The organism is Pseudomonas sp. PS02303 (assembly GCF_029959925.1).
In the GTDB taxonomy this organism is placed as follows: domain Bacteria; phylum Pseudomonadota; class Gammaproteobacteria; order Pseudomonadales; family Pseudomonadaceae; genus Aquipseudomonas; species Aquipseudomonas mandelii.
Genome location: NZ_JASCOM010000185.1, coordinates 1 through 12,318, shown reverse-complemented (window position 1 = coordinate 12,318; position 12,318 = coordinate 1). Strand labels below are relative to the sequence as shown.

At 59.6% G+C, this 12,318-nt stretch carries 12 protein-coding genes; 4 read left to right on the top strand and 8 right to left on the bottom strand.

The features are described from left to right. Positions 1-162: 162 nt before the first annotated feature. From ilvD to QMX98_RS26345, 5 genes are all read right to left on the bottom strand, one after another. Positions 163-2,004 carry a dihydroxy-acid dehydratase gene (gene ilvD, locus QMX98_RS26365; RefSeq protein ID WP_010466773.1) on the bottom strand — a complete coding sequence of 614 codons (1,842 nt, stop codon included), beginning with the start codon at positions 2,002-2,004 and terminating at the stop codon, positions 163-165. Positions 2,005-2,262: 258 nt separating this feature from the next. Beyond that, positions 2,263-3,468 carry an MFS transporter gene (locus QMX98_RS26360; protein WP_282411598.1) on the bottom strand — a complete coding sequence of 402 codons (1,206 nt, stop codon included), beginning with the start codon at positions 3,466-3,468 and terminating at the stop codon, positions 2,263-2,265. Continuing rightward, positions 3,461-4,438, bottom strand: coding sequence for a diiron oxygenase (locus tag QMX98_RS26355; protein WP_077747209.1), 978 nt, complete (start codon positions 4,436-4,438; stop codon positions 3,461-3,463). Before QMX98_RS26355 ends, QMX98_RS26360 begins: the two co-directional genes overlap by 8 nt. Beyond that, complete coding sequence (locus QMX98_RS26350; RefSeq protein ID WP_282411597.1) at positions 4,435-5,514, bottom strand: SagB family peptide dehydrogenase; 1,080 nt, start codon at positions 5,512-5,514, stop codon at positions 4,435-4,437. Before QMX98_RS26350 ends, QMX98_RS26355 begins: the two co-directional genes overlap by 4 nt. Before the next feature lie 426 nt (positions 5,515-5,940). Next, positions 5,941-7,137: a class I SAM-dependent rRNA methyltransferase gene (locus QMX98_RS26345; protein WP_003195152.1), complete on the bottom strand. Its 1,197-nt coding sequence runs from the start codon at positions 7,135-7,137 to the stop codon at positions 5,941-5,943. On the opposite strand from QMX98_RS26345, the gene QMX98_RS26340 reads away from it, so the two are divergent. From QMX98_RS26340 to QMX98_RS26325, 4 genes are all read left to right on the top strand, one after another. Beyond that, positions 7,136-7,360, top strand: coding sequence for a hypothetical protein (locus tag QMX98_RS26340; RefSeq protein WP_102650749.1), 225 nt, complete (start codon positions 7,136-7,138; stop codon positions 7,358-7,360). The two genes, QMX98_RS26345 and QMX98_RS26340, sit on opposite strands and share 2 nt — an antisense overlap. A 90-nt stretch (positions 7,361-7,450) precedes the next feature. Then, positions 7,451-8,266: an HDOD domain-containing protein gene (locus QMX98_RS26335; protein WP_169857237.1), complete on the top strand. Its 816-nt coding sequence runs from the start codon at positions 7,451-7,453 to the stop codon at positions 8,264-8,266. Positions 8,267-8,311: 45 nt separating this feature from the next. Next, on the top strand, positions 8,312-9,124 hold the full coding sequence (gene mutM, locus QMX98_RS26330) for a bifunctional DNA-formamidopyrimidine glycosylase/DNA-(apurinic or apyrimidinic site) lyase (protein ID WP_010466788.1): 813 nt from the start codon (positions 8,312-8,314) through the stop codon (positions 9,122-9,124). A 54-nt stretch (positions 9,125-9,178) separates the two neighbouring features. Continuing rightward, positions 9,179-9,502, top strand: a complete 324-nt coding sequence (locus QMX98_RS26325; RefSeq protein ID WP_282411596.1) for a multidrug transporter — start codon at positions 9,179-9,181, stop codon at positions 9,500-9,502. Between the two features lie 160 nt (positions 9,503-9,662). Here QMX98_RS26325 and QMX98_RS26320 read toward each other — a convergent pair whose 3' ends face one another. The 3 genes from QMX98_RS26320 to QMX98_RS26310 form a co-directional block, all read right to left on the bottom strand. Further along, entirely contained in the window at positions 9,663-9,914 is a 252-nt protein-coding gene (locus tag QMX98_RS26320) for a YfhL family 4Fe-4S dicluster ferredoxin (protein ID WP_010466792.1), read from the bottom strand. A 102-nt stretch (positions 9,915-10,016) separates the two neighbouring features. Further along, the gene (gene coaD, locus QMX98_RS26315; RefSeq protein ID WP_007945531.1) at positions 10,017-10,496 is read right to left on the bottom strand and encodes a pantetheine-phosphate adenylyltransferase; all 480 of its coding nucleotides are present in this window, start codon (positions 10,494-10,496) and stop codon (positions 10,017-10,019) included. A 115-nt stretch (positions 10,497-10,611) separates the two neighbouring features. Further along, positions 10,612-12,207 carry a GMC family oxidoreductase gene (locus QMX98_RS26310; protein ID WP_282411595.1) on the bottom strand — a complete coding sequence of 532 codons (1,596 nt, stop codon included), beginning with the start codon at positions 12,205-12,207 and terminating at the stop codon, positions 10,612-10,614. Between the last annotated feature and the right edge of the window lie 111 nt (positions 12,208-12,318).

The window sequence follows — 12,318 nt, the reverse complement described above, 5'->3', positions numbered from 1 at the left end:
GAGCCTGCTCGCGATAGCGCAGTGTCAGACGACATCAATGGTGACAGACATACCGCTATCGCGAGCAGGCTCACTCCTACAGTTGATCTCCAGTGTTTGGGGGATCGTGGTCAAAAAAATGCCCCGCACTTGGCGGGGCATTTTTTGTTCGACGGTTAAGCCTTACAGCCCGTCGAGCATTGCCTTGTTACGCACGGCACCCTTGTCGGCGCTGGTCGCCAGCAGGGCGTAGGCCTTCAGTGCAGTGGTCACCTTGCGTGGACGTTTTTCCACAGGCTTCCAGCCTTTCTGATCCTGCTCGGCACGGCGACCGGCCATTTCTTCGTCGCTGATCAACAGATTGATCGAGCGGTTCGGAATGTCGATCAGCACCTTGTCACCGTCCTGCACCAGACCAATCGCGCCGCCTGCAGCGGCTTCCGGCGAAGCATGGCCGATGGACAGGCCCGAGGTGCCGCCGGAGAAGCGGCCGTCGGTGAGCAGGGCGCAGGCTTTGCCCAGGCCTTTGGATTTCAGGTACGACGTCGGATAGAGCATTTCCTGCATGCCCGGGCCGCCTTTCGGACCTTCGTAACGGATGATCACGATGTCGCCGGCCTTCACTTCGTCGGCGAGGATGCCGCGAACGGCGCTGTCCTGGCTTTCGAAGATCTTCGCGTTGCCTTCGAAGACGTGGATCGATTCGTCGACGCCAGCGGTTTTCACCACACAGCCGTCCAGTGCGATGTTGCCGTAGAGAACGGCCAGGCCGCCTTCTTTCGAATATGCATGCTCAACACTGCGGATGCAGCCGTTTTCACGGTCGTCGTCCAGGGTTTCCCAACGGGTCGACTGGCTGAATGCGGTTTGCGTCGGGATGCCCGCCGGGCCGGCTTTGAAGAAGTGATGCACGGCTTCATCGTCGGTCTGGGTGATGTCCCACTTGGCGATGCCTTCGGCCAGGGTCTTGCTGTGCACGGTCGGCAGATCGGTGTGCAGCAGGCCGCCACGGGCCAGCGAGCCGAGGATGCTGAAGATCCCGCCAGCGCGGTGCACGTCTTCCATATGGTATTTCTGGATATTCGGAGCGACTTTGCACAGTTGCGGCACGAATCGGGACAGGCGGTCGATGTCGCGCAGGTCGAACTCCATCTCGGCTTCCTGGGCGGCGGCCAGCAAGTGCAGGATGGTGTTGGTGGAGCCGCCCATGGCGATGTCCAAGGTCATGGCGTTTTCGAACGCCTTGAAGTTGGCGATGTTGCGCGGCAATACCGACTCATCGTTCTCGCCGTAGTAACGCTTGCACAGCTCGACGATGGTGCGGCCGGCCTGCAGGAACAGCTGTTCGCGATCACTGTGGGTCGCCAGGGTCGAACCGTTGCCCGGCAATGCCAGGCCCAGGGCTTCGACCAGGCAGTTCATCGAGTTGGCGGTGAACATGCCGGAGCACGAGCCGCAGGTCGGGCAGGCGCTGCGCTCGTACTCAGCGACTTTCTCGTCAGAAGCGCTGGAGTCGGCGGCGATCACCATGGCGTCGACGAGGTCGAGGCCGTGGGAGGCGAGTTTGGTCTTGCCGGCTTCCATCGGGCCGCCGGAAACGAAGATCACCGGGATGTTCAGGCGCAGGGCGGCCATGAGCATGCCAGGGGTGATCTTGTCGCAGTTGGAGATGCAGACGATGGCGTCGGCGCAGTGGGCGTTGACCATGTATTCGACGGAGTCGGCGATGATCTCGCGGCTCGGCAGCGAATAGAGCATGCCGTCGTGGCCCATGGCGATGCCGTCATCCACGGCGATGGTGTTGAATTCTTTTGCCACACCGCCAGCGCGTTCGATTTCGCGGGCGACCAGCTGGCCCAGGTCCTTGAGGTGGACGTGGCCCGGTACGAACTGGGTGAACGAGTTGGCAATGGCGATGATCGGCTTTTTGAAGTCGTCATCTTTCATCCCCGTGGCGCGCCACAGTGCGCGGGCGCCGGCCATGTTGCGGCCGTGGGTGGATGTTTTCGAGCGGTAATCAGGCATGAAGCACTCCGGGCGGCTAATCAGGTATCAAAAGGGAAGTGAGCTTCTATTGACGTCTGGAACACCCAGAAATGGCCGTGTGTCCGGAAGTTGCCGATAACTTTGCGGGATCGCCGCGCGCTTCAGCTTGAGCTCATAAACCCGCCGGGGGATGACTGGCGATGAATGTCGCGATTCTACACGGCTGGCGTCAGGAGGGAATGCCGGGAAGCGTTGATCCGGCGCTGACACAACGTGCGGGATGACGACTGGCAGGTTTCAGCCCGCCTTCAGCGCCAGATGCCGTCGTGTAATCAAGACATTCAGGCCAAGGCCCGTAGCACTCAAGCTCAGGAAGCACAGGGCTAGTGCTGTGGTCAGGTCTTCGGAGGCAAGGCTGATCACTACGCTGATCACACCGCCGCACATGAAAATCAGCACGCCGCCTACCGAGGTCGAGGTTCCGGCATTCCGGGGGTAGAGACTCATGGCTTTGGAGTTGGCGATGGGCCGGGCAATGGTGGTGCCTGCCGTACAAATCAACATGGGTATCAGCACCGCTGCCGCAGAGAGCCCGAACTGTTCCGCCAACCACAGCATGACCAGCCCTGACAAAGCGATCAGCCCCAGGCCAATGACTATTTGTGTGTTGGCCTGCAGGTACCGATGCAGCGCGCTGGCGACAATCCCGCCAAACACATAAGCCACGCCATACAGCAGCAACGCCCAGGCAAATGCGTAAGGCGACAGCGCCAGCCGCTCCATGAAAATGATCGGTGAAATGACGATGAACGAGAAATGGCAGGCAAAAGCCAAGGCTGAAATCAACCAATACCCCATGAAGCGCAAATCCGAACACAGCCGCCAATAGGCGCTGAAAAAACGTTCAGGTGCCGTGGTATGAAGGTGAGGGTTTTCCCTGAGCAGAAAGAAGGCTTTAAGCCAGACAATGACGGCCAGGCTGATAAACACATAAAAGCTGCCCTGCCAGCCTAGCTGCAATTGCAACCAGGTCCCCAGCAGCGGCGAAATCGAAATGAATACCCCGCCGCCGGTCACCATCCAGATTCTGATTCGCTCCTGTTCCTTGCCGACGAACAGATCCTGAACCAACGCCTGTGACAGGACGAATGACCCGCAACCAACGGCCTGGATCACCCGGAAGAACAAAAACCAGCTGTATTCGCTGGACACCACACACCCTGTCGCTCCGACCACCGCAATTGCGATACCGGCCAGCAGTAATTTCTTGCGTCCCCACAAATCCGACAATGGTCCGACCAGCACCACGGACAACGCCAGGCCAATGGCGAACACGCTCACCGACAGGGCGATGTCGGACGGTGAGGTCCGAAAGTAGTCAGAAAGATCGGGAAAGGAGGGGAGCACCACATCCAGGGGAAAGACGCCGAGCAGCGTCATGGTCATCAACAGAATGACCATGGCACGTTGTTCGCCCCGGGCTACCTGTTTTCCGTCATTCATCGAATAGCCCTGCCCTGGAGAAAAGTTGGCGATTGGCAGGCAGATCGAAGAACCCGGCTTTTTTCATTGCGTTGAGCGTGGCACCAGCACTCGATCGGACGCGCAGGCGCTGTGCTTGCGAGCCGGTCAGATCCCCAAGGATCTGCGCGACAGACGCTTCACTCAGGCCGGCGCTGCGCAGGCTTTCCCCAAGCCAGCGTTCATCTATCTCAAAGAAAATCAGCAGGATTTCCGCGAGCGACCTCGCGGTAAACGTGCGTTGGCCGCAGTTCAATTGCACCCACAGATGGTGGAATACTTCGCAAAAGTAGCGACTGTGACGCGCTTCGTCGGCCAGGTGATCCCTGAGCATTTCCTGAACGCTGCTCACCAGCGTGTCACGGCAAACGTCGAGCAGTTCCTTGGCGATAATCGTTTCCGAGACGAAGCCGACGAGAAACCACGCCAGTGCCTTGTGCTTGTCCGGTGTGCGATCGAGCAGGGCGTTCAGCCGGGCTATCCGGTGGGGCACGACCGGGCGATCTGTCATGTCGTAAATATCGGCAATCTGCTCGGCGAGGCTGTTGGAAAACAGTGCGTGATAAGCCTCATCCGTATAGAGCTGCAGCGCGGCGGTTTTCATCCGTGGGGGGATGGATACCCCCAGTTCGTTGTGGACGATGGTTTCCACGGAACGGTTGACGATGCGGTGTTCCAGCAGGGTGGTGTAGTCGAGGAAATACACCAGATGGTTGGCGGACAGGCGATGAGTGATTGCTCTGCCTGCTGCTTTGATTGCCGGATGATTCAGGTAGGGCAGAAATTCCGGCGCAAACCAGTGGCGGGTTTCCAGTTGCCGTTTCAGGTCCGGTGGCAATTGGTAGGTGTGTTCGCTGATCCGCACCGAGGCTCGGGTGTTCCAGTCTCCAAGGGTGAAGCGATGGGCCCATGAGGCAGAGGCTGACGCGGGGTCGATGAGGGGCTCGGTCATTGTTCCGCCCCCCGACTGCTCAGCAGTGCTTTCAATTCCTTGCACATCACTTGCCCGTCGCTCTGGCCGCAGCCGACAAAGAACAGCGGTTGCTCTGCGCTGTTCTCAAGTCCCAGCAGCGCTTCGACCTGGTTGTCCGTCAATGCACCGGTCAGCCAGGTGTTCAATCCCAGCGCGGTGGCCGTCAGTTGAAAGGTCTGGGAAATATGGCCGGCCTCGACGTAGGCCATTCGGTAGGCCCGCGAGTGTTCATATTTCCACCACAGCTTGTCGAATCGGCTGGTGATGAACAGGCCTGCGGGCAGGTTATTGATGAAGTGTTGTCCGCACATCAGTTGCCCTAAAGGCTGGGGAGGCAGCGGATTAACCAGACTCAGCGCGTGCCCGGTGGGGTGATAGGCGTAGACACCGGGTGGCAGGCTGCTGACGTTTTGCACCAGCAGAAAGCCTTCGCAGGCATTCAGTCCGCCTCCGGACGGGCTGCTGCGCCGGGCGCCGAGACCTTCGACGATGCTTTCGTCGACGTCGTTTTCGCGCTCATGCAGATAGCCGAGGGACAGGTACAGCAATGTACTGACGGCTTCGAGGGAAACGGCTTCACCCGTGAAGGTGCGGCAGGTTTTCCGATTGACCAGGGCGTTTGCCAGGGAACCTTCCGGCAGGCAGGAAGGTTTTGGCAGGGTAATCAGCTCGCATCCCAGGCGTTCCGAGCGCCTGGCTTTCGGCGAGGGCGTGCTCAGTACGTCGCTGCAATGATCAAGGTATTGTTTTGACCATTCATTGATATTTTGCGGAACGTGTTCGCACGGAATGTTCTTGGTGCCGATATGGAATATCTTCGACAGTTCGTCCCAGCCCCAGTCTGTAGTATCTGTTATTGCAGTTGTCAGTATTCCAGCGTCAAGTAGCTGGGTGTCAATTGTATTGCGTTCGTTGAACTTTTCGGGGTTGTCGATAAGTTCTGCCAGTCGGGTTGAGTACTTCAGGTTCAGTTCAAACTGTTTGTGATTCTTGTAATCCCAGACTATTTGACCGGGCGTGCGTGGAAGTATGAATAAATGAGGACTGATCTGCATGATGGGCGGTTCGCTCTGGGCAATGCCATAGAAAACGCTGGGTAGCCGGCACTCCCCAGCGTCTCATTTACTTAGCGGGCTTTAGGGGCGACCAGGAAAGCCAGGTTGGCGATGCTGTTAGCTTCCAGAGTAATTGCTTTCATTTGGAACTCCTTGTAATTGAAAGTAAGAGTCACTTCGTGGTGACACGCTCAATCATAGAGTGTAATGAGCGCTTATCAAGGCGATATTGGGTAGGAAACTTCCAGTAATTTCGTCGGATCGATCTTAGGCATGAACAAGTTTTGTCAGTTGAATGCTGAATAGTGAAAGGCGCAGGGAAACGTCCTGCAAGTCCGTAGGATCGCAAGTGTAGGAAGTTTGAACGGAATTCAATAACAGATAATAAAACGGGGAGCCCTCTGGCTCCCCGTCAAACCGGTGTCATCAGCTGTTTGGCAGCAACCGGCAGGTGATGCTCTTGATGTAGCGGGTTTCGGCGATGGCCGGGTGGACCGGGTGGTCCGGGCCCTGACCGCCGCGCTCAAGCATCTGGATGTTGCGGTCCAGGTGGCGGGCGCTGGTCAGCAGGATGTTCTGCAGATCGTCTTCCGGCAGGTGCATCGAGCACGACGCGCTGACCAGGATGCCGTCCTTGCTGAGCAGGCGCATGGCTTGCTCGTTCAGGCGGCGGTAGGCGCCTTCACCGTTCTTCATGTCTTTCTTGCGCTTGATGAAGGCGGGTGGATCGGCAACGATCACGTCGAAGCGTTCTTCGCTGGCTTTCAGCTCTTTCAGGGCTTCGAACACGTCGCCTTCGATGCAGGTCATTTTTTCGGCGAAACCGTTCAGCGCGGCGTTGCGCTCGACGCCGTCGAGGGCGAAGGCCGACGCGTCGACGCAGAACACTTCACTGGCGCCGAACGCGGCCGCTTGCACACCCCAGCCGCCGATGTAGCTGTACAGGTCCAGCACGCGTTTGCCTTTGGCATAAGGAGCCAGGCGTGCGCGGTTCATGCGGTGGTCGTAGAACCAGCCGGTTTTCTGGCCCTGGATGACCGGTGCTTCGAACTTCACGCCGTTTTCTTCCAGCGCGACCCACTCCGGCACCAGGCCGAACACGGTTTCGACATAACGGTTGAGGCCTTCGGCGTCACGGGCAGCGGAGTCATTCTTGAACAGAATGCCGCTTGGCTTGAGCACTTGGGTCAGCGCCGCGATCACGTCTTCTTTATGGGCTTCCATGGTCGCCGAAGCGATCTGCACCACCAGGATGTCGCCGAAGCGGTCGACCACCAGGCCTGGCAGCAAGTCGGAGTCGCCGTAGACCAGGCGATAGAACGGCTTGTCGAACAGGCGATCACGCAGGGACAGGGCAACGTTCAGGCGATGGACCAGTAGCGACTTGTCCAGCGGCAACTTGATGTCGCGCGACAGCAGACGGGCGCAGATCAGGTTGTTCGGGCTCATGGCCACGATGCCCAGCGTCTTGCCGCCGGCGGCTTCGAGGATCGCCTGGTCGCCGGCTTGAAAACCGTGCAAAGGGGTCGCTGCTACATCGATTTCGTTGCTATAGACCCACAAGTGGCCGTTTCGCAGGCGACGGTCGGCGTTGGCTTTGAGGCGCAGGCTAGGCAGGGACATGACGTCGCTCCGGAAAAAAGAGCGGGAGTATAGCGTGTTGAGGCTTGCGGCGGGCCGGGCGGGCGATGAAACGCTGATGGACTCCTCGCGGGCAAGCCTCGCTCCTGCTGGATCGTGTGAATCTGCAGGCGCGAGGCTTGCCCGCGAAAGCGATGTCGATGGCTATGCAGAAATGAAACATTTCGCCAATGTGTCGGCCGGTGTGTCGGATCCAACTTTATAAAGGTTAGAATCGCCCCCTGGCCCAGAGTGTGTACTTATGTCCCAAGAGCTGACTTCCGAACAGATTCAACAGTCCCTGCAAGGCATCAGTGTGCCTGCCCAGCCGCAAATCATGGTGGATTTGCAGATGGAGCAGTACATGCCCGACCCGGACCTGGAAGTGATCGCGAAGCTGATCTCCCAGGACCCAGGGCTCTCTGGTGCCTTGCTGAAGATCGTCAACTCGCCGTATTACGGCTTGAGCAACAAGATCGCCTCGATCCAGCGTGCGGTGAACCTGCTGGGCAGCCGTTCGATCATCAACCTGATCAACGCGCAGTCGATCAAGGGCGAGATGAACGACGACACCATCGTCACCCTGAACCGGTTCTGGGATACGGCTCAGGACGTGGCGATGACCTGTCTGACGCTGGCCAAGCGCATCGGCGCCCAGGCCGGTGACGAAGCGTACGCGTTGGGTCTGTTCCACGACTGCGGCGTGCCGCTGATGCTGCAACGGTTCCCCAACTACATGACCGTTCTGGAAGAGGCCTACGCCAACGCCAGTGCCGAATGCCGGGTGGTCGACACCGAGAACCGGGTGTTCAACACCAACCACGCGGTGGTCGGTTACTACACGGCCAAGTCCTGGCGCCTGCCGGAGCATGTGACCGCCGCTATCGCCAATCACCACAACGCCTTGGCGATCTTCAGCGACGAATCTTCGCGCAACGCTCAGCTCAAGAACCTGCTGGCGATCCTGAAAATGGCCGAGCACATTTGTGCGTCATACCGGGTGTTGGGTAATCAGACCGAAGACCACGAATGGAACAGCATCGGGCATCTGGTGCTCGATTATGTCGGCCTCTCGGACTACGACTTCGAGACCCTCAAGCAAACGATTCGTGACCTCGGCGCCCACCGCTGAACATCGGCTGCCGCATTTATTCGAGCGCCCTGATTCGAGAACACCATGCCTGAACTGCCGGAAGTCGAAACCACCCGCCGCGGGATTGCGCCGCACCTGGAAGGCCAGCGCGTCAGCCGGGTGATCGTGCGTGACCGCCGATTGCGCTGGCCGATTCCTGAAGACCTCGATGTGCGTCTGTCCGGCCAGCGCATCGTGCTGGTGGAACGCCGCGCCAAGTACCTGCTGATCAATGCTGAAGTGGGCACGCTGATCAGTCACTTGGGTATGTCGGGCAACCTGCGATTGGTTGAAGTCGGTATGCCGGCGGCGAAGCATGAGCATGTGGACATCGAACTCGAGTCCGGCCTGGCTCTGCGCTATACCGACCCGCGCCGGTTTGGTGCGATGCTCTGGAGTCTCGATCCGCTCAACCACGAACTGTTGATTCGCCTGGGGCCGGAGCCGTTGACCGACCTGTTTGATGGCGATCGCTTGTTTCAGCAGTCCCGCGGACGATCCATGGCGGTCAAGCCGTTCATCATGGATAACGCGGTGGTGGTCGGCGTCGGCAACATCTACGCGACCGAAGCCCTGTTCGCCGCCGGCATCGACCCGCGTCGCGAGGCCAAGAGCATTTCCCGGGCGCGCTATTTGAAGCTGGCGATCGAGATCAAACGCATTCTGGCCGCGGCCATTGAGCGGGGCGGTACGACGCTGCGGGACTTTATCGGCGGCGACGGTCAGCCGGGGTATTTCCAGCAGGAATTGTTTGTCTACGGCCGGGGCAGTGAGCCCTGCAAAGTCTGTGGCACTGAACTGCGCGAAGTGAAACTGGGGCAGCGCGCCAGCGTCTTTTGCCCACGCTGCCAGAGCTGATACGTGCGACGGTCTATAGTCAGTGTTCTCACTGCCTAGCCGAAGGACCGCGCCATGAATTCGTTTCGAACCCTTGTTGTTGCGCTGCTGCTGAGCGTCGGTGCGCCCGCGCTGGCGGCTAGCAGCGGCAGCGGTGATCCGCGTTACACCATCCAGAATCCCCCGGCCTACGCCATGCTCGGCGACTTGCTGATCGCCAGACCGTTGCTGGTGGTGGCGACGGTGATCGGTGCCGGGGCGTTTGTGGTGTCGTTGCCGTTCACGGCCTTGGGCGGCGGCATCGGCGATGCGGGACAGACGCTGGTGGTTGATCCGGCGAAAGCCGCATTTGTGCGGTGCCTGGGGTGTATCGGGGAGGGGTTTGAGCAGCGGGAGTGAATCAGTTACATGTTCGGTGTACCTGATGGCTTCATCGCGAACAGGCTCACTCCCACAGTTGATTTGTGTTGTGAATCAAATGATGTGAGCACCACAAGCCCACTGTGGGAGCGAGCCTGCTCGCGATGAGGCCGGCACAGGCACTACAAAAATGCCTGCCTCAAGCCTTCCCGGTAATAATCCGATACTTCGCCATCAACTGCTCTTCAGTCTCCGGATGCGCTTCATCCAGCGGAATGCAATCCACCGGGCACACTTGCTGGCACTGAGGTTCGTCGTAGTGGCCGACGCACTGCGTGCACAGGTTCGGGTCGATCACGTAGATCTCTTCGCCTTGGGAAATAGCGGCGTTCGGGCACTCGGGTTCGCAGACGTCGCAGTTGATGCAATCGTCGGTGATGATCAGGGACATGCTAACTCCAGCCAGGGCGGACGGCCCGGGCGCAATAAACCAATGCGCGCAATTGTGCCGCATTGGCGCCCGCAGTGCACGCGGGCGCCGCTTGAGCGGTCGTTACTTCTTGAAGCGTTCGGTGAGGGCATCCGCTACCGCAGGGTGGACGAACTTGGTGATATCGCCGCCCAACGCTGCGATTTCACGGACCAGCGTCGAGGAAATGAACGAATAACGCTCGGACGGTGTGAGAAACAGACTTTCCACATCCGGCGCCAGTTGGCGGTTCATGTTGGCCAGCTGGAATTCGTATTCGAAGTCCGACACCGCGCGCAAACCACGCAGGAACACATTGGCGTTCTTCTCTTTGGCGAAATGCGCCAACAGCGTCGAGAAGCCGACGACTTCAACGTTGGGCAGATGTTTAGTGACCTCGCGGGCCAGCTCCACACGTTGTTCCAGGGGAAACAACGGGTTTTTCTTCGGGCTGGCAGCGACGGCGATGATCACATGATCGAACAGGCGCGCGGCGCGTTCGACCAAGTCGCCATGGCCCTTGGTAATAGGGTCGAAGGTACCTGGGTACAACACTCGGTTCATCGCGTCGTCCTGGCGGGAGTCCGTTGGGGAGTCGGATGGTATCGCAGCCTTCCCGGTCGGCCAAGTCGCCTGTTGGGTAAGAAAGCACTATAGACGATTGGAATATTCTCCGTTTTCATGGGTTTTTCAAACGTTCGGCCAGCGAAGTCGCCAGTTGCGCCGTCAATCCGTAGACCGACAATTGCGGGTTTGCGCCAATGCTGGTGGGGAACAGCGAGCCATCGTGGATCGACAGATTGCTGATCTGGTGATGCCGGCCAAGGCTGTCGGTCACGGCGTTTTTCGGGTCTTCGCCCATGGCACAACCGCCCATCACATGAGCGCTGCCCAGGCGGGTGCGATACAACTCAAGGCTCAAACCGTCGATCAACGTGCGCGCTTCGGCCAGGGTTTTCACGTAGCGCGCGTCGGCGTGCATCGGCATGACCGCGTTGGCGCCGCCGGCGAACTGGATCTCGGCCATGCTGTGAAAGGCCCGGCGCAAGCCGTCCCAGGCGTAGGGTGAAACTTGATAGTCGAGCACCGGCGTGTTGTCGCCGCGCAATTCGACACTCCCGCCGGGGCTGTCCGGGTGGAAACCATCGCGCAACAGCGCCAGCATCGCGTGGGTGTGGGGCAGATTTTCCATGTGCCCGGCGTTTTCCTTGCCAAAACCGCCGAGCAGGGTGGAGGCCAGCGCCGGGTGCAGTGGCGGCACCTCCAGTTTGTAGGACATCTTGCCGGTGGTGCCGTCCTGCCATTGGAAGTGGTCGGAATAGATCGACTGCGGCGCACCGTAGAACGGGTTGATCACCTCATCGAACAGCCCGGCGGACATGTTCACCAGGTGCAGGAATGTGCGTTTGCCCAGCCGCTGGTGCGGATCGGGCGCCTCCGAGCGCAGGAGCAGCGCCGGGCTGTTGATCCCGCCGCCCGCCAGCACGTAATGCCGCGCCTTGACCGTGATTGTGCGTCCGGTAGGTGCGACGCAACGGTCGTCCATCGCCACACATTGCAGGCCCGTGACCTTGCCGTCCTTGATCGAAAGCGTTTCGGCGCGGGCCAGATACAGCAGCTCGCCACCTTTTTCCAGGGTCGCGGGGATGGTCGTGACCATCATCGACTGCTTGGCGTTGGTCGGGCAGCCCATGCCGCAATAGCCAAGGTTCCAGCACCCGCGCACGTTGCGCGGGATCACATGCCAAGTGTAGCCGAGCTGCTCACAGCCTTTGCGGATCACGTCGTTGTTGGCGTTGGGCGGCACCATCCAGGGCGCAACGCCCAGGCGCTGTTCCATTTTCTCGAACCAGGGCGCCATCTCGGCCGGGCTGTGGCCTTTGACGTTGTGTTCCCTGGCCCAATGCTCAAGCGTCGGGTCGGGCGTGCGAAAGCTCGATGTCCAGTTGATCAGCGTGGTGCCGCCCACCGCGCGGCCCTGGAGGATGGTGATCGCGCCGTCCTTGCTCATGCGACCGATGCCTTCCTGATAGAGGCTGGTGTAGGCCTGGTCTTCGAGCATCCTGAAGTCGCTGCTGGTCTTGAGCGGGCCTTCTTCGATCAGCAACACCTTGTAGCCGGCGGCGCTGAGAATTTCTGCGGTGGTCCCGCCGCCCGCGCCGCTGCCGATGATCGCCACGTCCGCGTCCAGGGTCAGGTCCTGGGTCAGTTGCGAGCCGTTGTAGGTTTTCCAGCCACGGGCCATGCCTTCGCGGAACGGGTCGGGTACGTGCATCTTCGGGTTCTCTAGTTGTTATGGTTTTGGATGCAGTGGTGTTTCATGAGGATGCCTTCGCGGGCAAGCCTCGCTCCTACAAGGGCTTACGCGGTTCTGTAGGAGCGAGGC

Coding starts and splice junctions, on each gene's coding strand:
- QMX98_RS26325 (WP_282411596.1), top strand. CDS start 9,179: ATGAATTCGTTTCGAACCCTTGTTGTTGCGCTGCTGCTGAGCGTCGGT.
- QMX98_RS26310 (WP_282411595.1), bottom strand. CDS start 12,207: ATGCACGTACCCGACCCGTTCCGCGAAGGCATGGCCCGTGGCTGGAAA.
- coaD (WP_007945531.1), bottom strand. CDS start 10,496: ATGAACCGAGTGTTGTACCCAGGTACCTTCGACCCTATTACCAAGGGC.
- ilvD (WP_010466773.1), bottom strand. CDS start 2,004: ATGCCTGATTACCGCTCGAAAACATCCACCCACGGCCGCAACATGGCC.
- QMX98_RS26340 (WP_102650749.1), top strand. CDS start 7,136: ATGACGTCGCTCCGGAAAAAAGAGCGGGAGTATAGCGTGTTGAGGCTT.
- QMX98_RS26360 (WP_282411598.1), bottom strand. CDS start 3,468: ATGAATGACGGAAAACAGGTAGCCCGGGGCGAACAACGTGCCATGGTC.
- QMX98_RS26320 (WP_010466792.1), bottom strand. CDS start 9,914: ATGTCCCTGATCATCACCGACGATTGCATCAACTGCGACGTCTGCGAA.
- mutM (WP_010466788.1), top strand. CDS start 8,312: ATGCCTGAACTGCCGGAAGTCGAAACCACCCGCCGCGGGATTGCGCCG.
- QMX98_RS26355 (WP_077747209.1), bottom strand. CDS start 4,438: ATGACCGAGCCCCTCATCGACCCCGCGTCAGCCTCTGCCTCATGGGCC.
- QMX98_RS26345 (WP_003195152.1), bottom strand. CDS start 7,137: ATGTCCCTGCCTAGCCTGCGCCTCAAAGCCAACGCCGACCGTCGCCTG.
- QMX98_RS26350 (WP_282411597.1), bottom strand. CDS start 5,514: ATGCAGATCAGTCCTCATTTATTCATACTTCCACGCACGCCCGGTCAA.